21 protein-coding genes are annotated in these 21477 nt (G+C 69.1%); 15 read left to right on the top strand and 6 right to left on the bottom strand.

The window, feature by feature from the left end:
- Nucleotides 1–20: 20 nt before the first annotated feature.
- Genes LFM09_RS04650 through LFM09_RS04635 form a run of 4 tightly spaced genes read left to right on the top strand, consistent with a single transcriptional unit; the run spans nt 21 to nt 3301 of the window.
- Nucleotides 21–1103, top strand: a complete 1083-nt coding sequence (locus LFM09_RS04650; protein ID WP_414094993.1) for an ATP-binding cassette domain-containing protein — start codon at nt 21–23, stop codon at nt 1101–1103.
- The gene (locus tag LFM09_RS04645) at nt 1100–1738 is read left to right on the top strand and encodes an ABC transporter permease (protein WP_414094992.1); all 639 of its coding nucleotides are present in this window, start codon (nt 1100–1102) and stop codon (nt 1736–1738) included. Before LFM09_RS04650 ends, LFM09_RS04645 begins: the two co-directional genes overlap by 4 nt.
- Before the next feature lie 4 nt (nt 1739–1742).
- Nucleotides 1743–2405, top strand: coding sequence for an ABC transporter permease (locus LFM09_RS04640; protein WP_414094991.1), 663 nt, complete (start codon nt 1743–1745; stop codon nt 2403–2405).
- Entirely contained in the window at nt 2405–3301 is an 897-nt protein-coding gene (locus tag LFM09_RS04635) for a glycine betaine ABC transporter substrate-binding protein (RefSeq protein ID WP_414094990.1), read from the top strand. The genes LFM09_RS04640 and LFM09_RS04635 overlap by 1 nt, the downstream gene beginning before the upstream one ends.
- Nucleotides 3302–3356: 55 nt before the next feature.
- Here LFM09_RS04635 and LFM09_RS04630 read toward each other — a convergent pair whose 3' ends face one another.
- Genes LFM09_RS04630 through LFM09_RS04615 form a run of 4 tightly spaced genes read right to left on the bottom strand, consistent with a single transcriptional unit; the run spans nt 3357 to nt 6406 of the window.
- Nucleotides 3357–4289: a GNAT family N-acetyltransferase gene (locus tag LFM09_RS04630; protein ID WP_414094989.1), complete on the bottom strand. Its 933-nt coding sequence runs from the start codon at nt 4287–4289 to the stop codon at nt 3357–3359.
- 9 nt (nt 4290–4298) lie between these two features.
- Nucleotides 4299–5135, bottom strand: coding sequence for a haloalkane dehalogenase (locus LFM09_RS04625; RefSeq protein WP_414094988.1), 837 nt, complete (start codon nt 5133–5135; stop codon nt 4299–4301).
- Nucleotides 5136–5146: 11 nt separating this feature from the next.
- Nucleotides 5147–5584, bottom strand: a complete 438-nt coding sequence (locus tag LFM09_RS04620) for a MarR family winged helix-turn-helix transcriptional regulator (RefSeq protein WP_414094986.1) — start codon at nt 5582–5584, stop codon at nt 5147–5149.
- Nucleotides 5585–5620: 36 nt separating this feature from the next.
- Nucleotides 5621–6406 (bottom strand): IclR family transcriptional regulator, encoded by a 786-nt coding sequence (locus LFM09_RS04615; RefSeq protein WP_414094985.1) that lies wholly within the window; start codon nt 6404–6406, stop codon nt 5621–5623.
- 113 nt (nt 6407–6519) lie between these two features.
- Here LFM09_RS04615 and LFM09_RS04610 point away from each other — a divergent pair, with 113 nt between their 5' ends.
- From LFM09_RS04610 to LFM09_RS04570, 9 genes are all read left to right on the top strand, one after another.
- Entirely contained in the window at nt 6520–7047 is a 528-nt protein-coding gene (locus LFM09_RS04610) for a SigE family RNA polymerase sigma factor (RefSeq protein WP_414094984.1), read from the top strand.
- Nucleotides 7044–8000, top strand: a complete 957-nt coding sequence (locus LFM09_RS04605) for a hypothetical protein (RefSeq protein WP_414094983.1) — start codon at nt 7044–7046, stop codon at nt 7998–8000. Before LFM09_RS04610 ends, LFM09_RS04605 begins: the two co-directional genes overlap by 4 nt.
- 78 nt (nt 8001–8078) lie before the next feature.
- A complete protein-coding gene (gene hutH, locus LFM09_RS04600; protein ID WP_414094982.1) occupies nt 8079–9584 on the top strand; it encodes a histidine ammonia-lyase in 1506 nt (501 codons plus the stop codon).
- Complete coding sequence (gene hutU, locus LFM09_RS04595) at nt 9581–11227, top strand: urocanate hydratase (protein WP_414094981.1); 1647 nt, start codon at nt 9581–9583, stop codon at nt 11225–11227. Before hutH ends, hutU begins: the two co-directional genes overlap by 4 nt.
- A complete protein-coding gene (locus LFM09_RS04590) occupies nt 11227–12396 on the top strand; it encodes an allantoate amidohydrolase (RefSeq protein ID WP_414094980.1) in 1170 nt (389 codons plus the stop codon). The genes hutU and LFM09_RS04590 overlap by 1 nt, the downstream gene beginning before the upstream one ends.
- Before the next feature lie 34 nt (nt 12397–12430).
- Nucleotides 12431–13312, top strand: coding sequence for a hypothetical protein (locus LFM09_RS04585; protein WP_414094979.1), 882 nt, complete (start codon nt 12431–12433; stop codon nt 13310–13312).
- Complete coding sequence (locus tag LFM09_RS04580; protein ID WP_414094978.1) at nt 13306–14583, top strand: formimidoylglutamate deiminase; 1278 nt, start codon at nt 13306–13308, stop codon at nt 14581–14583. Before LFM09_RS04585 ends, LFM09_RS04580 begins: the two co-directional genes overlap by 7 nt.
- Nucleotides 14580–15713 carry an imidazolonepropionase gene (hutI, locus tag LFM09_RS04575; RefSeq protein WP_414094977.1) on the top strand — a complete coding sequence of 378 codons (1134 nt, stop codon included), beginning with the start codon at nt 14580–14582 and terminating at the stop codon, nt 15711–15713. The genes LFM09_RS04580 and hutI overlap by 4 nt, the downstream gene beginning before the upstream one ends.
- Nucleotides 15714–15791: 78 nt before the next feature.
- A complete protein-coding gene (locus LFM09_RS04570) occupies nt 15792–16673 on the top strand; it encodes a hypothetical protein (protein ID WP_414094976.1) in 882 nt (293 codons plus the stop codon).
- A 124-nt stretch (nt 16674–16797) separates the two neighbouring features.
- Here the strand turns inward: LFM09_RS04570 and LFM09_RS04565 are convergent, their stop codons facing one another.
- Entirely contained in the window at nt 16798–17973 is a 1176-nt protein-coding gene (locus tag LFM09_RS04565) for a S8 family peptidase (protein ID WP_414094975.1), read from the bottom strand.
- 177 nt (nt 17974–18150) lie between these two features.
- On the opposite strand from LFM09_RS04565, the gene LFM09_RS04560 reads away from it, so the two are divergent.
- Entirely contained in the window at nt 18151–19035 is an 885-nt protein-coding gene (locus LFM09_RS04560) for an XRE family transcriptional regulator (RefSeq protein ID WP_414094974.1), read from the top strand.
- 49 nt (nt 19036–19084) lie between these two features.
- Here LFM09_RS04560 and LFM09_RS04555 read toward each other — a convergent pair whose 3' ends face one another.
- Nucleotides 19085–20254: a S8 family peptidase gene (locus tag LFM09_RS04555; RefSeq protein ID WP_414094973.1), complete on the bottom strand. Its 1170-nt coding sequence runs from the start codon at nt 20252–20254 to the stop codon at nt 19085–19087.
- Between the two features lie 157 nt (nt 20255–20411).
- Here LFM09_RS04555 and LFM09_RS04550 point away from each other — a divergent pair, with 157 nt between their 5' ends.
- Nucleotides 20412–21404, top strand: coding sequence for an aldo/keto reductase (locus tag LFM09_RS04550; protein WP_414094972.1), 993 nt, complete (start codon nt 20412–20414; stop codon nt 21402–21404).
- Nucleotides 21405–21477 lie beyond the last annotated feature (73 nt).

Raw genomic sequence — 21477 nt, 5'->3', positions numbered from 1 at the left:
CGACCGGAGGGATCCGAAGGGTGATCGAGTTCCGGGCCGTCACCAAGCGGTTCGAGGACGGGACCATCGCTGTCGACGAGCTCGACCTCACGGTCGAGGCGGGCACCATCACGGTGTTCGTCGGTCCTTCCGGCTGTGGCAAAACGACCTCGTTGCGGATGGTCAACCGCATGATCGACCCGACGTCGGGCACGATCCTGGTGGACGGCAAGGACGTCCTCACCGTGGATCCGCCGACGCTGCGGCGCGGCATCGGGTACGTGATCCAGCAGGCCGGACTCTTCCCGCACCGCACTGTGCTGGACAACGTCGCGACGGTGCCGCTTCTGTCCGGTTGGGACAGACGAAAGGCCCGTGCTCGCGCGGCCGAGCTGCTGGAGATCGTCGGGCTCGACCCGGCGTTCGGCAAGCGGTATCCGGCGCAGCTGTCCGGTGGTCAGCAGCAACGTGTGGGTGTCGCCCGCGCATTGGCCGCCGACCCGCCGGTGCTGTTGATGGACGAGCCGTTCAGCGCGGTCGACCCGGTGGTCCGGGAGGACCTGCAGAACGAACTCCTTCGCCTGCAAGCGGAACTCGACAAGACGATCGTGTTCGTCACGCACGACATCGACGAGGCGTTGAAGCTCGGCGAGCGCGTCGCGGTGTTCCAGACGGGCGGGCATCTCGCGCAGTACGCGCGGCCGACGGAGCTGCTGGCCGCGCCCGCCAACGACTTCGTGGCGTCGTTCGTCGGCAGGGACCGCGGGTACCGCACGCTGACGTTCCTGCACGCGGAAGTGCCCGTGCACCCCGTCACCACGGCCAAGCTCGGTGAGCGCATCTCCGTCGCCGACTGGACGCTCGTCGTGGACGAGGAGAACCGGCCCAAGGGCTGGCTGTCCGGTGTGGACGGTGAGGTCGAGGTGAACGAACGCGACCTCATCTCCGGAGGCTCGCTCTACGACGGTTCATCGCTCAGGGGCGCGCTGGACGCGGCGCTCAGTTCGCCGTCCGCGCTCGGCGTGGTGGTCGACGACCAAGGCGCGGTGAGCGGCGTGGTCAAGGCCGACGACGTGATCAAGGCGCTCGCGAAGGCCCGCGCGGCGGGTGAGGTCCCGAAGTGACCTGGATTTTCGAGAACTGGGAAAGGTTCTGGGAAGTCACCGAGGTGCACGTCCGGCTCTCCGTCGTGCCGGTGCTGATCGGGTTCGTGCTGTCGATCCCGCTCGGGTGGCTGGCGAGCCGGTGGTCCACGGCGCGCGCGATCCTGTTCCCGCTCGCCAACATCCTGTTCACGATCCCGTCCATCGCGCTGATCGTGATCACGCCGGTGCTGCTGGGCGTGAAGATCCTCGACGAGATCAACGTCATCGTGCCCCTGGTGGTGTACACGGTCGCGCTGATGGTGCGCTCGATCGCGGACGCGCTGTCGTCGGTACCGGGACACGTCACGGCCGCGGCGAACGCCATGGGATTCCGGCCGCTCCGAAGGTTCCTCACGGTCGACTTCCCGCTCGCGTTGCCGGTCACGATCGCGGGCCTGCGGGTCGCGACCGTGTCGAACATCAGCATGGTGAGCGTGGGCGCGCTCGTCGGACTCGGCGGCTACGGCCAGCTCTTCACCGAGGGCTACCAGACCGACCACACCGAGAAGGTCCTCGCGGGTCTCATCGGCACGGTCGTGCTGGCGGCGCTCGCGGACGGTTTGCTGTTGCTGGCCGGACGACTGCTCACGCCGTGGGCAAGGGCGGGGAGGTGAGCTGATGGGCGGCTGGCTCTTCGACCCCGCGCACTGGTCCGGCTCGACCGGGATTCCGGTGCGGCTGCTGGAACATCTCGGTTACACGTTGCTGACGTTGCTGATCGCCGCGGTGATCGCGATCCCGCTCGGCGCGTTCGTCGGCCACACCGGCAAGGGCGGGTTCCTGGTCGTCGGACTCTCGAACGTGCTGCGTGCCCTGCCGACGACGGCCGTGCTGATCCTCGTGGTGCTGTGGGCGGGTCTCGGCGACTTCCCGGTGTACGTCGCATTGGTGCTGCTGGCGATTCCGCCGATCATGGCGGGTACCTACGCGGGCATCCGCGCGGTCGACCCGGTGACGGTCGACGCCGCGCGCGGGGTCGGCATGCGCGAGTCGGGTGTGCTGCTCCAGGTGGAGATCCCGAACGCGCTTCCGTTGATCTACGGCGGTTTCCGCGGCGCCGCGCTGCAAGTGGTCGCGACCGCCACCATCGCCGCCTACACCGGCGCCGGTGGCCTCGGCAGGCTCGTCTTCGACGGTCTTGCCCTGCAGGAGTTCGGACAGATGCTCGCCGGCGCGGTGCTCGTGGCACTGCTCGCCGTTCTCGTCGACCTGGGGTTCGCCGGCCTGCAACGGCTGACGGTCTCGCCAGGGCTGCGTCCAGTGGGAACCGGAGGAAAATGATGAAGCGCATCGCCACGGCTGTCGCTGCCGTGATGCTTCTGTCGGCGTGCGGCGGTGACCCGCTGCAGGGCGGCAACGGCACCCCGGCGCCGACCGACACCATCGTGGTGGGCTCCGCGAACTTCCCGGAGTCGCGGCTGCTCTCCGAGATCTACGCGGAAGCGTTGGCCACCAAGGGCATCAAGGTCTCGAAGAGGCCGAACATCGGCAACCGCGAGCTGTACTTCAAGGGCGTCCAGGACGGCTCGATCGACCTGATCCCCGAGTACTCCGGCGTGTTGCTCAAGCACGTCAACAAGGAGGCGCCCGAGGTCGGCTCCGACGAGGTCTACGCAGCGCTGAAGAAGGCGCTGCCGGCCGGACTGATCGTGCTGGACAAGTCCTCCGCCGAGGACAAGGACGCGGTCGTCGTCACCAAGCAGATCGCCGCGCAGTACAGCCTCAAGTCGATCGACGACCTCGTGCCGTACTGCAAGGACTTCGTCTTCGGTGGCCCGCCGGAGTTCCAGAACCGCCCCGACGGCCTGCCCGGCCTGAAGGCCAAGTACGCCTGCGAGTTCAAGGAGTTCAAGGCGCTCGACGTCGGCGGCCCGCTGACCGTCGCGGGTCTGAAGGACAACACGGTGCAGGCGGCCGACCTGTTCACGACGGACTTCGCCATCAAGGCCAACGAGTTCGTGGTGCTGGAAGACCCGAAGAACGTCTTCGCCGCGCAGAACGTGCTGCCGCTGATCAACGAGAAGAAGGCGTCGCAGCAGGTCCGCGACACCCTCAACGCCATCTCGAAGAAGCTCGACACGAAGACCCTGCTGGAGCTGAACCAGAAGCTCGCGGCGCCGGACAAGCCGGAGCCCGAGAAGGTCGCCAAGGAGTGGCTCGCCTCCGCGGGCATCTGACCGGTTGAACGCAACGGCGGGGCGGGCACTGCACGGTGCCCGCCCCGTCGCCGTTTCACAGCTGTGCTTGCACGGCCAGGTACGTGTAGAGGTCCGTGTAGCCCAGCGAATGGTTCACGCGCAGCATGTGCCGGTTGTCGCTGCTGGTACGGGTGAAGATGACCTCAACACCGGTCAGCTCGTGCAGCATGCGTGCCTTCATCAGCAGGCCCAGCCCGTGGCCGCGATGCGCCGGCAGCACGACGGTGTGCAGCTGCTCGGCTCGGGTGCGCTGACCGGCCTGACGTTCCACGACGGTGAGGCCGGCGATCTCGCGGTCGTGCAACGTGAGCACGACCCACCGGTCACCTCCTGCCGTGAGGGTGCCGGCCTCCTCCCGTCGCACGCGATCGGCGGTGAAACCCGCCGAGTCGATCGCGGTGTCGCCGAACGGCGCGTCCGCCATGGCGTTCAGCCCCTCGACGTACGTCTCGACGAACTCGTCCGGTGTCCGGCCGGTCCAGGTGACCAGCTCGTACCCCGGAGGGAGCGCGCCGATCTCGGGCAGGCCGGTGACATCCAGCCGTTGCCGCGTCATCGACGTGACCACCCGCAACCCGCGGGCGGCGGCGAAGTGCTCGCCGGGGCTGTCCTTGAACACGTTCCACGACTCGGCGACGGTCCGTCCTGGGATCAGCGTCGGCAAGGCACCCAGCAGCGCGGTACCGATGCCACGGCGGCGATGTTGTGGCAGCACCGCGAGGTAGAACAGGGCGACGTGCGCGTTCGCCTTCTCCTCGGAGATCCGCGCCGACACGTAGCCGACGATCCGCTCGCCCTCGCGTACCACCGCGAAGCGCGGAGCCTCGAACCCGATGTCGTTGCGGGACAGCCAAGCGGTGACGGTGTCCTCGTAGGAGAGCGCTTCTCCGTCGGCCGCCAGCACCGCGTGCACACCGCGTCGATCAAGTTCGGACGCGTGCGCGAAATCCAGCTCCTCAACCCCCATGCACTCGATTCAAGCAAGCCCGTGCCGGTCTGCCCAGGCAGTTATGGCCACCGCGATCTCCTTCGGCCGGTCCTCCTGCGCGTGATGCCCGGCCTCGCCACCGGACACGACGTCCAAGGCCGCGATGTTCGCGGAGCACCAAGCCGTCAGCTCCGGCCCGATGAGCAACGTCGGCGCGTTCTCGAAGGTGACCAACAGCTTCGGCACCTCGACCGAAGTCCGGAGCCACTCCCCGTAAGCCTCCATCCGGGGCACGAGCGTCGCAGGTTCACCGTCGACCGGCAGCTGCTGCGCCCAGGCGGCGACCGGGCGGAGGCTTTCCCGATCCGGGTACGGCGCGAGGTACACCGCCAGGTCTTCCTCCGACACCGGCGTGCGCACACCGCCGGTGAACGCCTTCTGCACGAACCCCTCCACCAGTTCCTCGGCCAGGCCAGGAGTGCGGAGCTTGCGCACCCGCTCCTGGGCGGCGGGCTGGAGTTCGGTCATCTTCAACGGCCTGACCATCGTCTCGAAGAAGGCGACACCGGCCACGCGCGAGGGATTCCGGGTCGCCCAGTCGAACGCCAGCGCCCCGCCCCAGTCGTGGCCGACGAGCACCACGCGCTCCAGCTCCAGGGCGTCGAACCACGCGTCGAGGTAGCGCGCGTGGTCGGCGAACGAGTAGTCGATCGACGGCTTGCCGGAGCGGCCCATCCCGATGAGGTCAGGGGCCAGCCCGCCCAACTCGGGCAACACGTTGCGCCAGATGTGTGACGAGCCGGGATTGCCGTGCAGGAACACGAACGGCGCGGAGCCGGACGATTCGTAGTGCATGGTCGAGTCGAGAACGTGCACAGCAGGCATCGGAGAGCTCCCTAGTCGAGTGGGACGGCGAGCAGTGCCGTGATCTCGCGGGACAACGCCTCCGTGCGGTCGCCGGACCGTCCGCCCAGCGGCTCCAGCAGGCGGTCCAGCAGCGCGCCGACGAGGGCGACGGCGGGTTCGACGACAGAACGGCCGCGGTCGGTCAGGGCGAGCCGGATGGTCCGCGTGTCGACCGTGTCGCGGGTGCGTGAGATGAGGCCCTCGGCGTCGAGCGCGCGCACCAGTTTCGACACGTACAAAGCTTCGAGTCCGGTGAAGTCGGCCAGTTCACGCTGCGAAGGCGGGGTGTCGAACGCGAGCAACGACGCCAGCACCACGTACTGGGCGTGCGTCAGCCCCAAAGGCGCCAAAGCCCGGTCCACAGCCACTCGCCACTTCATCGCCAGCCGCCACACGAGGTGCCCAGGCGTCGCTCCCGCACTGCTCATGGCAGATACGGTACATGTCTACTATGTACATGGCTACTAAACCGGCGCCGCGTGACCGCCGATCCGCCCAGTCAGCTCGTCGGCCGCCTTGCGCACTTCCTTGGCCAGGTCGGGCCACGCCTGACCGCACGGTGTGTCGCACACGTGCCGGAACGTCAGCGTGATGGCCGCGATCGGCCGTTCCCCGTGGTCGAACACCGGCGCCGCCACCGACGCGAACCCCGCCGTCACGAACCCGTCCTCGACCGCCCAGCCCTGACGTCGCTCGACGGTCAGCAGCCGGCGCAACGCGGGCAGGTTGTGCGGACCCCGCCCGGTCCGGTCGACGAACGAGGCGACGGACGGGAACAGCGCCCTGACCTGCGCCGGAGGAACGTGCGCCAGCATCGCGCGGCCCGAAGCGGTCAGGTGCGCGGGCAGCCGGACGCCGACGTCGGACACGATCGCCTGCGGTTGCCGGGGCTGCTCGCGGACCAGGTACAGGGCCTCCGCGCCGTGCAGAACACCCAGATGAGCGACCTTCTCCATCCGATCGGCGAGCCGTCTGAGCAACGGGCGGGCGAGCCGTTCCAGCGGGTCGTGGCGCAGATACGCGGACCCGAGCTCGAACGACGCCACGCCCAGGCCGTACCGCTTCTCCTCGGGGAAGTGCGTCGCGAAGCCCGCCTCGGTCAGCTCAGACAGCAGGTGATAGGTCGTTGACCTGGGCAGATTCAGCTCGCGCGCCACCGACGCCGCGGAGACCGGACCTGGTCTGCCCGCCAGCAGCCGAAGGACCGAGAGACCTCGCCGCAGCGCGGGAACGTCACTGCTGCTGCCCACAAAAGTGATTTTCCCACGTGATGCAGCCCACGCCGTTCCGCCATCAGGGCACACTCAACAGAACAGGCCACACGTGCGTTGTAGGGGCGTGACGGTTTTGAAGGGGGTCGGGATTGACACCGAGTTTCGATGACTTCGTGGCAGAACAGGTGACCCCGTTGCTGCGCTACGCCACCGTGCTCACGTGTGACCCGCACCTGGCCCAGGACGTGGTCCAGGAAGTGCTGCTGCGCGCGCAGCAGAAGTGGGATCGCATCGGTTCAGTCGACCTCCCTCACGCCTACGTCAAGCGCATGGTGACCAACGAGTACCTCTCGTGGCGCCGACGCAGAGCCGCCAAGGACGTCGCCCTCTGCATGACGACGCTGGAGTCCGTCACCCCGCCCGTCGGAGACACGACGCACCACTACGACGAGCGGGAAGCCATGTTGCAGCGGATCGGGAAGCTGCCCCGCAAACAGCGGGCGGCGATCGTGCTCCGCTACTACGAGAACTACGAGGACTCGGAGATCGCACAGATGCTCGGTTGTGCCGAGGGAACCGTGCGCAGCCACATCTCGCGTGCGCTGGCCACACTCCGCCTGGACCACACGCCGGAGCCCGCAGGTGTCGGGTTGCGGCTCGGGGAGGGCCTGTCGTGAACGACACCGAACAGTTGATCAAGGAGGCGCTCGGCAAGCTCGCCGAACGGACTCCACACCCGGGGCCGACACTGAACGCCCTGCGCCGCAAGCGCAAAAGGCAGCGCAACAACATCTTCCTCATCGCCACCGCCGGCGTCGCCGCCGTCGCCGTGCTGATCTTCACCGGCCTCGTCGCGAGCAGCCGCTACCAGCCGCTCGACGGGGACAACGCGGCCGCCGCGCTCATGCCGGACAAGGCGGGCGCGCAGACGGTCGCGCTCAAGTACGCGCCGCACTGGCTGCCGAACGGGTTCGTCGAGACCCACCGCGTCGTCGGTGAGCAGGTCCAGCGCGACTACTCGCCCAAGGGCAGCGTCGGCAACCCGCTGGAGAAGCCCGCTCAGCCGCGCGTCACCGTGCGGACGATCGGCAAGCTGCCGGACGACCGCAGCATGTTCCAGGAGGTCGGCGTCCGCGGCCTGCAGGCCTGGGTGCAGACGTTCCAGGACCCGGGCAGAGGCGCCGTCGCCGAGCTCTTCTGGAAGGCGCAGGACGTGCTCAACGTGACGGTGAGCGGGCTCGACAACGCCCGTCAGGTCGCTCTCCAGGTGGCCGACTCGGTGCGAGCGGACTCGAAGCTCACCTACCTGCCGGCGTTCCGGCTCGACGACAAGCCCGCGAACGAGATCTGGGGCACCTCGGGCTACGACTGGACCGCGCGCTGGGCCGGTGAGAAGTACGGCGTGACCGTGTCGACGAGCCAGCCGCAGAAGACCGACGGCGAGCCGGTGACCGTGCGCGGCAAGCAGGGCGCGGTCGTCGAGCAGGGAACCGTCGTGGTGCGGGACAGCAGCGGGTTCTGGATCACCGCGACGGCGGAGAAGGCGGACACAGCCGTGGACGTGGCCAACCGCGTGCAGCTCCAGATCCAGCCGTCGCCGGACACGGTCTGGCTCGGCCAAGGGTTGTAACCGAGGCTGTCTGGGATCCCAGACGCCATCACTCGCTCCGGGGTCGCTGAGTCGGCCCCGGAGCGCTGTGATGTGTCCATGCGACAAGCGGTGGAGCTGGGTCCGAAGCCTCTGACCCTCGAGGACGTTCATGCCGTCGCCCGTGACGGCGCCCCGGTGACGATCACCGAGGCGGCCCGTGAGGCGGTCACCACCGCCCGCGGCCACATCGAACAGCTCGCCACGGCCGAACGCCCCACCTACGGCGTCTCGACCGGGTTCGGCGCGCTGGCCGTCCGGCACATCCCGCCGGACCGCCGGGCCCAGCTGCAGCGGTCGCTGATCCGCTCGCACGCCGCCGGCGCCGGCCCCGAGGTCGAGCGCGAGGTCGTGCGGGCGCTGATGCTGCTGCGGCTGCGCACCCTCGCGACCGGTCACACCGGCGTCCGGCTGTCCACTGTGGACGCGATGGCCGGGATGCTGAACGCCGGCATCACCCCGGTGGTGCACGAGTTCGGCTCGCTGGGCTGCTCCGGCGACCTGGCCCCGCTGAGTGCGAGCGCGCTGGCGTTGATGGGCGAGGGCATGGTCCGCAACGCCGACAACGAGCTCGTTCCGGCCGCCGAGGCCCTCGCCAAGGCCGGCATCGAGCCCGTGCAGCTGGCCGAGAAGGAAGGCCTCGCGCTGATCAACGGCACCGACGGCATGCTCGGCATGCTGTCGCTGGCGATCGCGGACTTCACCCGGCTGCTCGACATCGCGGACCTCACCGCCGCGATGAGCGTCGAGGCACTGCTCGGCACCGATCGTGTCTTCGAACCGGAGCTGCACGCGCTGCGCCCGCACCCCGGTCAGAACCTGTCCGCTGCCCGGATGCTCGCGTTCCTCAAAAACTCCGAGATCGTCGCCTCCCACCGCGGCCCGGACTGCACCCGCGTGCAGGACGCGTACTCGCTGCGCTGCTCACCGCAGGTGCACGGCGCGGCCCGCGACACCGTGGCGTACGCGGCGACGGTGGCCGACCGCGAGCTCTCGTCGGTGATCGACAACCCGGTGGTGCTGGCCGACGGCCGGGTCGAGTCCAACGGCAACTTCCACGGCGCGCCCGTCGCGTACGCGCTGGACTTCCTCGCCATCCCGCTCGCGGACGTGGCCTCCATCGCCGAACGCCGCACCGACCGCATGCTCGACGTCTCGCGTTCGCACGGCCTGCCGCCGTTCCTCGCCGACGACCCCGGCGTCGACTCCGGCCACATGATCGCCCAGTACACCCAGGCCGCGATCGTGTCCGAGCTCAAGCGCCTGGCCGTGCCGGCGTCCGTCGACTCGATCCCGTCCTCCGCGATGCAGGAGGACCACGTGTCGATGGGCTGGTCCGCGGCTCGCAAGCTGCGCAAGGCCGTCGACGGTCTGACCACCGTCCTGGCCATCGAACTGCTCACCGCCGCGCGCGCTCTCGACCTGCGCGCACCCCTCAAGCCCGCCCCCGCGACGGCCGCCGCCGTGGCGAAGTTGCGCGAGACGGTCCAGGGCCCTGGTCCCGACCGCCACCTCGCACCCGAGATCGCTGCCGCCGAGGCCCTCATTCGAAGTGGAGCTCTGTGATGACCACCGTTCGTGCAGACCGAGGAACCGAGCTGACCGCGAAGAACTGGTCGACAGAGGCCGCGCTGCGGATGTTCCACAACAACCTCGACCCCGACGTCGCCGAGCGTCCCGAGGACCTCGTCGTCTACGGCGGCACCGGCAAGGCCGCCCGCGACTGGCCGTCGTTCGACGCGATCTCCCGTGAGCTCAAGAACCTCGAAGCCGACGAGACGCTGCTCGTGCAGTCCGGCCGTCCGGTCGGCGTCATGCGCACGCACGAGTGGGCCCCGCGCGTGCTGATCGCGAACTCGAACCTGGTGCCGGACTGGGCGAACTGGCCCGAGTTCCGCCGCCTGGAGGCCGAGGGCCTCACGATGTACGGGCAGATGACCGCCGGTTCGTGGATCTACATCGGCACGCAGGGCATCCTGCAGGGCACCTTCGAGACGTTCGCCGCCGTTGCCACCAAGCGCTTCAACGGCACGCTTCGCGGAACTCTCACGGTCACCGCAGGCCTCGGCGGCATGGGTGGCGCGCAGCCGCTCGCCGTGACGATGAACGAGGGCGTCGCGCTGTGCATCGAGGTCGACCCGCACCGCGCCCAGCGTCGTCTGGAGACCCGCTACCTCGACGAGATCGCCGCGGACCTGGACTCGGCCATCGAACGCGTGCTGGCCGCCAAGGCCGCCGGTGAGGCCGTTTCCGTCGGTGTCGTGGGCAACGCGGCGGAGATCCTGCCCGAGCTGCTGCGTCGTGAGGTCGCGGTCGACATCGTCACGGACCAGACCTCCGCGCACGACCCGCTGGCCTACCTGCCGATCGGTGTTTCGTTGGACGACTGGCAGGACTACGCGGCGTCGAAGCCCGAGGAGTTCACCGACCGGGCGCGCAAGTCGATGGCCGCGCACGTCGAGGCGATGGTCGGGTTCATGGACCGCGGCGCCGAGGTGTTCGACTACGGCAACTCGATCCGCGGCGAGGCCCAGCTCGGCGGCTACGACCGGGCGTTCGCGTTCCCCGGCTTCGTGCCCGCGTACATCCGGCCGCTGTTCTGCGAGGGCAAGGGCCCGTTCCGCTGGGCGGCGCTGTCCGGCGACCCGGCCGACATCGCGAAGACCGACGCCGCGATCCTGGAGCTCTTCCCGGAGAACGAGCAGCTCCACCGGTGGATCAAGATGGCCGGTGAGCGCGTCGAGTTCCAGGGCCTGCCCGCCCGCATCTGCTGGCTCGGTTACGGCGAACGGCACCTGGCCGGCCTGAAGTTCAACGAGATGGTGGCGTCCGGCGAGCTGTCCGCGCCGATCGTCATCGGCCGCGACCACCTGGACTGCGGCTCGGTGGCCTCCCCGTACCGCGAGACCGAGGCGATGGCCGACGGTTCGGACGCGATCGCCGACTGGCCGTTGCTCAACGCCCTGGTCAACACGGCCTCGGGTGCGACGTGGGTGTCGATCCACCACGGTGGTGGCGTGGGCATCGGGCGTTCGATCCACGCGGGTCAGGTGACGGTCGCGGACGGCACCGAGCTGGCCGCGCAGAAGATCGAGCGCGTGCTGACCAACGACCCCGGCATGGGCGTCATCCGGCACGTCGACGCCGGGTACGACGAGGCCAAGACGGTGGCGGCGGACAAGGGCGTTCGCATTCCGATGGAGGGCTGATGCTCGACCAGATCGCGACCGTCGGGCGTGACCTCAAGCGCGGCGGTTACTCCCGCCACGGCTACGACACGCCGGAGCTGGAGCTGCGGCACTGGTTCGTCGAGCAGGCCGTCAAGCGCGGCCTGAACGTCGAGACCGACCAGAACGGCAACCTCTGGGCGTGGTGGGGCGAGCGCGGCGACAACGCGCTCGTCACCGGCAGCCACCTGGACTCGGTGCCCGGCGGCGGTGCGTTCGACGGCCCGCTCGGCGTCACGAGTTCGCTGCAGGCGGTGGATCTCCTGCAGGCCAAGGGGTTCACGCCGCGCAGGCCGTTCGCCATCGCGGTCTTCGCCGAGGAGGAGGGCGGCCGGTTCGGGGTCGCCTGCCTCGGCAGCCGCCTGCTCACCGGTGCCATCGCTCCGGAGAAGGCGCTGAACCTGAAGGACCCGGACGGCATCACGCTCGGCGAGGCCATGAAGGCCGCGGGCTACAACCCGGACCTGGTGGGCAAGGACGACCGCGCGCTGCGGCGCATCGGGCAGTTCGTCGAGCTGCACGTCGAACAGGGCCGCGGCCTGACGGTCCCGGTCGGCGTGGCGAGCAGCATCCTCGCGCACGGCCGGTGGCGCTTCACGTTCAGCGGCGAGGGCAACCACGCCGGTGCCACGCTGATCGAGGACCGCCGCGACCCCATGCTCCCGGCGTCGCAACTCGTGCTGGCAGCACGAAAAGCCGCGAGAGACGGTGGGCGGGCGACGATCGGCAGGCTCGTTCCGAACCCCGGCGGCACCAACGTCATCGCGTCCACTGTGGACGTCTGGCTGGACGCACGCGACACCGACGACGCGCGCACCCGTGCGATGGTCGCGGAGATCTCCGAGGCGGCGCACAACGCTGCCGAGGAAGAGGGCTGCGAACTGCGGATCACCGAGGAGTCGTACGGCGACACGGTGCACTTCGATCCGCAGCTGCGGGACGACATCGCTGGAGCGCTCGGCGGTGTTCCGGCGCTGCCGACCGGCGCGGGCCACGACGCGGGCATCCTCGCCGCGCACGTGCCGACCGCGATGTTGTTCGTGCGCAACCCCACCGGCGTGAGCCACGCGCCGGAGGAGTTCGCCGAGCAGTCCGATGTCGACGAAGGCGTCAAGGCCCTGGCGGCGACGCTCGAACATCTCGGATCATGACCCGGCCGGTGGCATTCCTCGCTACGGTCCGCCCATGCGTTTCTGGGGGATTGCGCTGGTGATGATGCTGGCCGCGTGCACGACGACACCGACACCGCGTTACGACGGTGCGGAGCCGACGACCCCGGCCGTGGAGCCGCCTGTGCAAGGCGCGCTCTACGGCCGGGTCATGCACGCGTCCGGTACGGGGGCACCGCGTGCGGCGGTCGGCGTCCGGCAGTGGGAGGACGGGCAGCTGCTCGGGTTGCTGGTGACCGCAGGGCTGTCGTGTGCGGTCGGTGCCTGCGCGGAACCGAAGTACGTCAAGCAGACGCCGGAGGGCACCTACAGCTTCCCGCCGGAAATGGTGCGGGAGAAGCAGATCTCGGTGGTCGCCGAGTGGGGCGACCGGGGAGTGTCGGCCGAGGTGTTCTTCAAGAACGAGAACGATCCGCAACGGGTGCCGGACCTCGTGCTGTGGGAGCCGGATCTGAAAATGCACCGGTACGGCGACACGCTGGTGACGTGGCCCCGGCACAGTCCCGGTGCGGTCTACACGATCTATTCGCAGAACGGCGGTCAGGTCAGCCCGCCGACGACGGGCACGGCGCGGCTCGTCCCGGACTGGCGGGTCGAAGGTGACCTGTGGGTCGAGGCGCGCACCGTGGACGGCGACGTCAAGTACCTGCACCGCTCCGCGCGCAAGCCTGTCGCCGCCAAACGCGGGTTCGTCGTCGGGCGCACCCAGCTGGCCGGGCGTGACTGCGTTGGGACGCAAGGACGGAAGCGAGTCGTGCTCAAGTTCGGCGACAGCATCGAGACGACCGACGACGGCGTGACGTTCAAGAAGATCACCGTGCCGCAGCCGAAGTGGGGCGTGCGGACGACGACGGTGGACGCGAAGTACGTGTGCGGCCGAGAGGTGGGCGTGTGGTGAACTTCTGGTGCGAACGGGCCTGGCTTCCTGACGGGCTCGCCGAACGCGTGCTGGTCCGCGTCGAGGCCGGCGTGATCAAGAGCGTGTCCACTGTGGACACGATTCCGCTCGGCGTCAGAAGGCTGCACGGCGTTGTCGTGCCGGGCTTCGCGAACGCCCACTCGCACGCCTTCCACCGCGCGCTCAGGGGCCGCACGCACGACGGCGGCGGCACGTTCTGGACGTGGCGTGAAGGCATGTACGCCCTCGCCTCGAAGCTCACCCCGCAGTCCTACTACCGCCTCGCCCGTGCGGTCTACGGCGAGATGGCGCTCGCCGGAGTCTCTGCGGTCGGCGAGTTCCACTACGTGCACGACAGGTCGAACGAGTTCGGGTACGCCCTGCGCGAGGCCGCCAGTGACGCGGGTGTCCGGCTGACCCTGCTCGACACCTGCTACCTCGCCGGTGGCATCGACCAGCCGGTGAACGAGGTGCAGCAACGGTTCTCCGACGGCTCCGCCGAGGCGTGGGCGGACCGCGTGCGGGAGCTCAAGTCCGACGACGTGATGCGCGTCGGTGCCGCGATCCACTCCGTCCGTGCCGTCCCGCGAGCCGAGCTCTCCGTGGTGGCACAGGCGTTCCCGGACGCACCGCTGCACGTTCACCTCTCCGAGCAGCCAGCCGAGAACGAGGCGTGTCTCGCCGCGTACGGCCTCACTCCGACCGGCTTGCTGAACGAAGCCGGCGCCCTCTCTCCGCGCACCACGGCGGTGCACGCAACGCACCTGACACCCGAGGACATCGCGTTGCTCGGCGAATCCGGTACGGGCGCGTGCTTCTGCCCGACCACCGAGGCCGACCTCGCCGACGGCATCGGCCCCGCCCGTGAACTGGCCGACGCGGGCAGCCCGTTGTCGCTCGGCAGCGACCAGCACGCGGTGATCGACCCGCTGCTGGAGACCCGCGCGCTGGAGCACAACGAACGCCTCCGCACCGGCCGGCGCGGCCGTTTCTCGCCGGCGGAACTGCTCGAAGCCGCCACTCGCCACGACGCACTGGGCTGGAACGGCGGGCGCATCGAACCGGGTGCGCCGTGCGACCTCGTGGCCATCAGCTGCTCGACCCCGCGCACCGCGGGTTCGTTGCCGGAGCAGGTCTTCCTTTCCGCAACCGCGTCCGATGTGGACACAGTGGTGGTCGGCGGCCGGGTGGTCGTGTCGGGTGGCGTGCACGAGACTTTGGGAGACGTCGGCAGGCTGCTGACGGACGCGATCGAGGAGCTGTGGGCATGAGCGTGCTGATCACCGGTATCGGCGAACTCACCACGAACGCCGAAACCACCGGCGACGCGCTGATCATCGACGGCGACCGGATCGCGTGGGTGGGCGAGGCGTCCAAGGCGCCCGCGGCCGACTCGAAAACAGACGTCGAGGGCCGCGCGGTGCTGCCCGGCTGGGTCGACAGCCACACCCACCTGGTCTTCGCGGGCGACCGCACCGCCGAGTTCGGCGCGCGCATGGCGGGCAAGCCCTACACCGCGGGCGGCATCGCCGTGACCGTCAACGCGACCCGCCAGGCCTCCGACGCCGAGCTGTCGGAGATCATCAGGAAGCACGTCGCCGAAGCACTGCGGCAGGGCACGACGTTCGTCGAGACCAAGACCGGCTACGGTCTGAACGTCCCGGACGAGGTGCGAAGCGCCCGGATCGCCGCCGAGCACGCCGACGAGGTCACGTTCCTCGGCGCCCACCTCGTGCCGCCCGGCGAGGACGCCGACACCTACGTCGACCTGGTCCGCGGGGAGATGCTCGACGCCGTCGCCCCGCTCGTGCGCTGGGCGGACGTGTTCTGCGAGAAGGGCGCGTTCGACTACGACCAGTCGAAGGCGGTCCTGGTCGCGGCCAAGGAAAAGGGCCTCGGCCTCCGCGTCCACGGCAACCAGCTCGGCGAGGGGCCCGGCGTGCGGCTCGCCGTCGAGCTCGGCGCCGCCTCGGTCGACCACTGCACCTACCTGTCGCAGCAGGACATCGACGCGCTGGCGTCGTCGGACACCGTCGCCACACTGCTCCCGGCGTGCGATCTCTCGACCCGTCAGTCCCTGCCGCCGGCCCGTGCCCTGCTGGACGCCGGCGCGACGGTCGCGCTGGCCAGCAACTGCAACCCGGGCTCCTCCTACACCTCGTCGATGGCGTTCTGCGTGACCACCGCGGTCCTGCAGATGCGGATGAGCGTCGAGGAGGCCGTGTGGGCTGCGACGGCCGGTGGTGCGCAGGCGTTGCGTCGCGACGACGTGGGCGTGATCCGGCCCGGTGCACGCGCTGACCTGCACGTCCTGGACGCGCCGTCGATCACCCACCTCGCCTACCGGCCCGGCGTGCCGCTCACGCACGCGGTCTGGCAGCGCGGCGAACGGGTGGTCTAGGCCCAAACGAGACAGCGGTCTCATAACCCTCCGTGTGGGCCTACTGGCGGAGGGTGCCGCCGCCGTACGGTGCTGCCCGTGGTGGACTTCGCGGAGGCGCTGACCAAAGCCGTCGACAACAGTGGCCTCAGCCTCGAACGCATCCAGCACCACCTGGCCGCCCGCGGCATGCAGGTGAGCATCTCGACGCTCAGCTACTGGCGCCGCGGTCGCAGCCGGCCGGAACGCCCGGAGTCGCTGAAGGTCGTCGCGGCGCTGGAGGAGCTGCTGGATCTCGGCGAGGGGTTCCTCACCGACCGGCTGGGCGACAAGCGGCCGCGTGGCAGGTGGGTCGGGCAGGCGATGTCGCTGGAGGACATGTGGGACTCTCGGGCCACCGACCTCGGTGAGGTCATGGCGCGGATCGACCGGCTGCAGCCGGCGGCGTCGAGGTATCTCAGCGTGAAGGACCGGCAGGTGGTCGGACCGGATCGGCGCGAGGTCGAGATGCACTGCACCGGCGTGGTCGAGGCGCTGGAGGACGGCGTCGACAGGTTCCTCGCCATCCAGCTCGCCGACCCCACCGACGTCGGGGTGGCCTTGATCGAGGCGGGGGCGCCGTGCCGGCTCGGGCGGGTGCGCAGCGAGGACAGCACCGGGTTCCTCGTCGCGGAGATCCTCTTCGACCGGATGCTCAGAGCGGGGGAGACCGCTCTCGTCGACTACACGGTCCGGATGAGACCCGGCGCGGACAGCGAGGTGTGCGACCGGCGGTTTCTGCGGCCGGTGGGCGACTACGTGCTGCAGATCGACTTCCACCCGGACGCCGTGCCCGCCCGGTGCTACTCGTTCACCAGGCCCTCGTTGCACGAGCCGGAGACCGCTTTGAACGACCTGTGGATCGGGACGACCGCGTCCACGCACATCCACGTGCGCAACCAGAAACCGGGGATCTACGGGGTGAGGTGGGAGTGGGAGTAGGACCCACTCCCACCACCCGCGCCCCCATCGGAAGCCGATGCCTCAGCCGAGCCGCATTCGGCCTGGGCATCGAGGGCGCCAGGATGGCCGTCGCCGCCGCAGGGATAGCGGCGCCGGCATGCTCTTAGACCTTCAGCAGCAGGTTCGGTGAACCCGTCTTCGCGTCGGTGATCTTGTTCGGCGTGGCCGCGCCGACCAGGGCGGATCGCACCTGGGCGGGCGTCGCGCCCGGATTCGCGCTCAGGTAGAGCGCTGCCGCACCCGCGACGTGCGGTGAGGCCATCGACGTGCCACCCATCGAACGGGTGCCGGTGTCGTTGCTGTGCGAGGCCGAGACGATCTCGCTACCGGGCGCCCAGATGTCGAGGCACTTGCCCCAGTTCGACGAACCGGCCGTCCAGATCGAACGCTTGTCGTTGCGGTCCGACGCGCCGACGGTGATCGCCTCCGGCGTGCGGGCCGGGGTGAAGTTGCACGCGTCCTGGCCGCTGTTGCCGCCCGCCAGCACGTAGGTGAAGCCCGCGTTGATCGAGCGCCGGACGGCGTTCTCCAGCGAGCTGTTCGTGCCGCTGCCACCGAGGCTCATGTTGACCACGGCCGGCTTCTTGCCGTTCGCCGTCACCCAGTCGATGCCGCGGATGATGCCGTCCCACGCGCCGCTGCCGTCGCAGCCGAGCACGCGGACACCGACGACCTTCGCCTTCTTCGCGACGCCGTACGTCTTGCCCGCGACCGTGCCGGCGACGTGCGTGCCGTGGCCCTGGCAGTCCTGCGCGACCGCGTCGTTGTCGATGAAGTCGTAACCGTCCGCAGCCCGGTTCTCGAATTCGGAATGCGTTTTCCTGATTCCCGTGTCGAGAACGTACGCCGTGACATTCGCCGCCGTGTTGGGGTACGTGAACTTCCGGTCGAGAGGCAGATTCGCCTGGTCGATCCGGTCGAGCCCCCAGGTCGGGTTGGACTGCGTGTCCTGGATCGTCGCGAACGTGTTGCGCTCGACGAACTCGACGTCCGGGTCCGCCGCGAGCCGCCGGGCCTGGCGCTCGGACATGCCGGTGACGGAGAAACCGTTCAGCGCGGTGCTGTACGTGTGCTTGACAAAGCCCTGGTAGCGGGAGGCCAACGCGCTGGCAGGGGTGCGCGCGCCGTCCTTGAGCACCACGATGTAGCTGCCCTCGACCGCCTGCGTGCCCGCACCGGGCAGCACGGCCTCCTCGGCCATCGCGGTGGGCGTCAGCATCGCCGTGGAAGCGATGCCGAATGCCGCCGCAATGGCGACATGACGCCGAAGTCTTGCCATGAGTTCCTCCTGGCAGGGAATGAACTGGGGAACACGACAAAACTAACGCGACATGTGGTCCGCATAACAGGTTCGAAACTTCAGTCCGCAATACTGTCAAAACTGTGGCGAACCCCGATTTTGCGCACGCTTGGTGCTGGGTGAGCCGGATTCGATCACGGGCCGTAGCATTCCGCCATGGCTGAATTCGCCGATGCGTTGAGCAAGGCCGTCGAGGCGAGCGGCCTCAGCCTGGAGCGGATCCAGCACCACCTGGAGTTGCGCGGTGTGCAGGTGAGCCTGTCGACGTTGAGCTACTGGCGCCGCGGCCGCAGCCGTCCCGAACGGCCGGAGTCACTCGCCGCCGTCGCCGCGCTCGAGGAGATCCTTCGGCTGGAGCCGGGTGCGCTGACTGGCAGCCTCGGCGAGAAGCGGCCGCGTGGGCGGTGGGTCGAGCGGGCTGCCGCGTTGGAGGGGATCTGGCAGGAGGCCGCCATCGACCTCGGCCGCGCGATCGCCCGCGTCGACAAGCTGATGCCGTACCCGGCGAAGTACCTCTCCGTGCGGGACCTGGCGGTGATCGGGCCGGACCGCCGCGAGATCGAGATGCGGACGAGCTCGGTGATCGAGGCGTTCGAGGACGGCGTCGACCGGATCCTCGTCGCCAGGACCGCGGACGAGACCGACCACTCGCCCGGCGAGATCCTCGCCGAGAAGTCGTGCCGCGTGGGCAGGGTGCGCCGGGACTCCGAGCACAAGCTGCTCGTCGCGGAGATCATCCTCGACCGCGTGCTGCGAGCGGGCGACACGGCGCTCATCGATCTCAGGTACATCTCCGACCCCGGAGCGGACAGCGTGTACGCGGACCGCAGCTTCGTGCGGCCGCTGCGCGACTACGTGCTGGAGGTCGAGTTCCACCCCGACGCGGTACCCGTGCGGTGCTACGGCTACGTGCGGTCGGAGCCGGGTGGGCCGGACGTCGACACAGGCGACCTGTGGATCGGCACCACCGCCGCCGCGCACCTCGTGGTGCACGAGGCCCAGCCGGGCTGCGTCTACGGCATCAAGTGGGAGTGGGAGTAGCGGCCCTCGCTCGCTACTCCCACGACTGCACATCGAGGGTTCTGTTCCCCTAGTTCCCGATGTGCAGCAGCCTGTTGGGCGAACCGGCGCGGAGGTCGCGGAGGTTGGCCGTCGTCGTCGCGTTGTTCACGAGCGCGTCGCGCACCTGCTGGTGCGTCGCGTTCGGGTTCGCGCCCAGGTGCAGCGCCGCAGCACCGGCCACGTGCGGGGTGGCCATGGACGTACCGCCCCTGGTCTCGGTGACGAGGTCGCCCCTGGCCGAAGCGGCCTGGACGTGCCCGCCCGGCGCCCAGATGTCGACGCAGCGGCCGTGGTTCGACGACTCGCGCCAGCTGAACACCGCGCGGATGTCGTTGCGGTCGGTGGCACCGACCGTGATCGCTTCCTCGATACCCGCCGGCGAGTACTGGCATGCGTCCTGACCGTCGTTGCCGGCCGCCACCACGTAGGTGAACCCGGCCGCGATCGACCGCCTGAGCGCATCCGTCTGACCCTGGTCCTGGCCGAAGCCTCCGACGCTCATGTTCACCACGGCGGGGCGCACACCGTGGTCGGTGACCCAGTCGATGCCGGCGATGATGCTGTCGCCGACCGAGAAACCGTTGCAGTCGACCGCTTTGACGCCGATGACTCGTGCCTGCTTGGCCACGCCGTAGGTCCTGCCGGCGATCGTGCTCGCGACGTGGGTGCCGTGCCCGTTGCAGTCGTCCGCGATCGGGTCGTTGTTGACGACGTCGTATCCGTGCGAAGCGCGCCCCTGGAAATCGACGTGGGTGGTGCGAATTCCGCTGTCGATCACATATGCCCGCACGCCCGCGCCCGCTTGATCGGGATAGGTGTAGCGGCCGTTGAGCGGCAGAGCGCGCTGATCGATTCTGTCCAGGCCCCACACGGGGTTGAACTGGTTCTGCTGGATCTTCGTCCGGAGGTTGCGCTGCACGTAGGAAACCCGTGAGTCGGCCGCCAGTCGCCTCGCCTGCGTCTCGGACATGTCGTGCACGGAGAAACCGTTGAGCGCGGCGCGGTAGGTGTGCTTCAGCGTGCCCTTGTACTTGCTCAACAAGGTCTGCGGGGAGGCTTTGACGCCGTCCTTCAGCACGACGATGTAGCTGTTCGCGACGGCTTCACCGGTGCCGATGACGTCCTTTTCCGCATTGGCGGTGGGAGTGCTGACAACGGTCGCGATCAATGCCGCAGCAATGCAGATCTTGGTTCTCATCGAGTTCCTCCTGGCAGGGTTGAACGCGATGAAACGTAACTTCACGTGTGGGTGAAATGACAGGTGAGAAAATTTGGTCCCCAATACTGTCAAATCTGTGGCGAGCTGGAGCAGCTCCACGTGGCACAATGCCGCGCCGCGAGGCAGGGTGGAGGACATGGAATACACCCACCTCGGCCGCAGCGGCCTGTCCGTCTCCCGGCTGTGCCTCGGCACGATGAACTTCGGCCCCGAGACGTCCGAGGCCGACAGCCACGCGATCATGGACCGCGCGCACGAACACGGCCTGAACTTCTTCGACACGGCCAACGTCTACGGCTGGAAGCAGGGCGAGGGCGTCACCGAGCAGATCATCGGCCGGTGGTTCGCGCAGGGCGGTGGTCGTCGAGAGAAGACGGTCGTCGCCACCAAGCTCTACGGCAGCATGGGTGACTGGCCGAACGACAACAAGCTGTCGGCGTTGAACATCCGCCGCGCCGCCGACGCCTCGTTGAAGCGCCTGCAGACCGACTACATCGACCTGTACCAGATGCACCACGTCGACCGGGACACGCCGTGGGACGAGATCTGGGAAGCGTTCTCGGTGCTGCGCCAGCAGGGCAAGGTCATCTACTTCGGCTCGTCGAACTTCGCCGGCTGGCACCTCGCGCAGGCCCAGGAAGCCGCTCTGGCGCGGAACTTCCTCGGGCTCGTGTCTGAGCAGTCGATCTACAACCTGATGACCCGCTGGGTCGAGCTGGAGGTCCTGCCGGCGGCCAAGCACTACGGCCTCGGCGTCATCCCGTGGTCGCCGCTGCACGGCGGTCTGCTCGGCGGTGTGTTGCGCAAGCAGCGCGAGGGCGGCGGTTCTCGTTCGTCGTCCGGACGTTCCGCGGACGCGTTGGAGAAGTACCGCGACCGGATCGACGCCTACGAGAAGCTCTGCGCCGAGCTCGGTGAGGACCCGGCCAACGTCGGCCTCGCGTGGTTGCTGCACCAGGAGGGTGTGACCGCGCCGATCATCGGCCCGCGCACCGCCGAGCAGCTCGACAACTCGTTGCGTGCGGCGGAGCTTCGGTTGGACGCCGAGGTGCTCGGCAAGCTCGACGAGCTGTTCCCGGCGCCCGCGCCGAACGGTTCCAAGCCGGCCCCGGAGGCTTACGCCTGGTAGGGGCCTAACGCGGGCGTGGGCGCCACCAACTCGCACTTGGTGGCGCCCACGCCCGTTTGTCAGGTCAGACCTT

It is taken from the genome of Lentzea alba (genome assembly GCF_047445655.1).
Classification (GTDB): Bacteria; Actinomycetota; Actinomycetes; order Mycobacteriales; family Pseudonocardiaceae; genus Lentzea; species Lentzea alba_A.
This window is presented reverse-complemented; position numbering and strand designations above follow the sequence as displayed.

Excerpts from the sequence above, each read along its gene's own strand:
- LFM09_RS04640 (WP_414094991.1), top strand. The coding sequence starts at position 1,743 with ATGGGCGGCTGGCTCTTCGACCCCGCGCACTGGTCCGGCTCGACCGGG.
- LFM09_RS04635 (WP_414094990.1), top strand. The coding sequence starts at position 2,405 with ATGAAGCGCATCGCCACGGCTGTCGCTGCCGTGATGCTTCTGTCGGCG.
- LFM09_RS04630 (WP_414094989.1), bottom strand. The coding sequence starts at position 4,289 with ATGGGGGTTGAGGAGCTGGATTTCGCGCACGCGTCCGAACTTGATCGA.
- LFM09_RS04625 (WP_414094988.1), bottom strand. The coding sequence starts at position 5,135 with ATGCCTGCTGTGCACGTTCTCGACTCGACCATGCACTACGAATCGTCC.
- LFM09_RS04620 (WP_414094986.1), bottom strand. The coding sequence starts at position 5,584 with ATGAGCAGTGCGGGAGCGACGCCTGGGCACCTCGTGTGGCGGCTGGCG.
- hutH (WP_414094982.1), top strand. The coding sequence starts at position 8,079 with ATGCGACAAGCGGTGGAGCTGGGTCCGAAGCCTCTGACCCTCGAGGAC.
- LFM09_RS04590 (WP_414094980.1), top strand. The coding sequence starts at position 11,227 with ATGCTCGACCAGATCGCGACCGTCGGGCGTGACCTCAAGCGCGGCGGT.
- LFM09_RS04585 (WP_414094979.1), top strand. The coding sequence starts at position 12,431 with ATGCGTTTCTGGGGGATTGCGCTGGTGATGATGCTGGCCGCGTGCACG.
- hutI (WP_414094977.1), top strand. The coding sequence starts at position 14,580 with ATGAGCGTGCTGATCACCGGTATCGGCGAACTCACCACGAACGCCGAA.
- LFM09_RS04565 (WP_414094975.1), bottom strand. The coding sequence starts at position 17,973 with ATGGCAAGACTTCGGCGTCATGTCGCCATTGCGGCGGCATTCGGCATC.
- LFM09_RS04560 (WP_414094974.1), top strand. The coding sequence starts at position 18,151 with ATGGCTGAATTCGCCGATGCGTTGAGCAAGGCCGTCGAGGCGAGCGGC.
- LFM09_RS04555 (WP_414094973.1), bottom strand. The coding sequence starts at position 20,254 with ATGAGAACCAAGATCTGCATTGCTGCGGCATTGATCGCGACCGTTGTC.
- LFM09_RS04550 (WP_414094972.1), top strand. The coding sequence starts at position 20,412 with ATGGAATACACCCACCTCGGCCGCAGCGGCCTGTCCGTCTCCCGGCTG.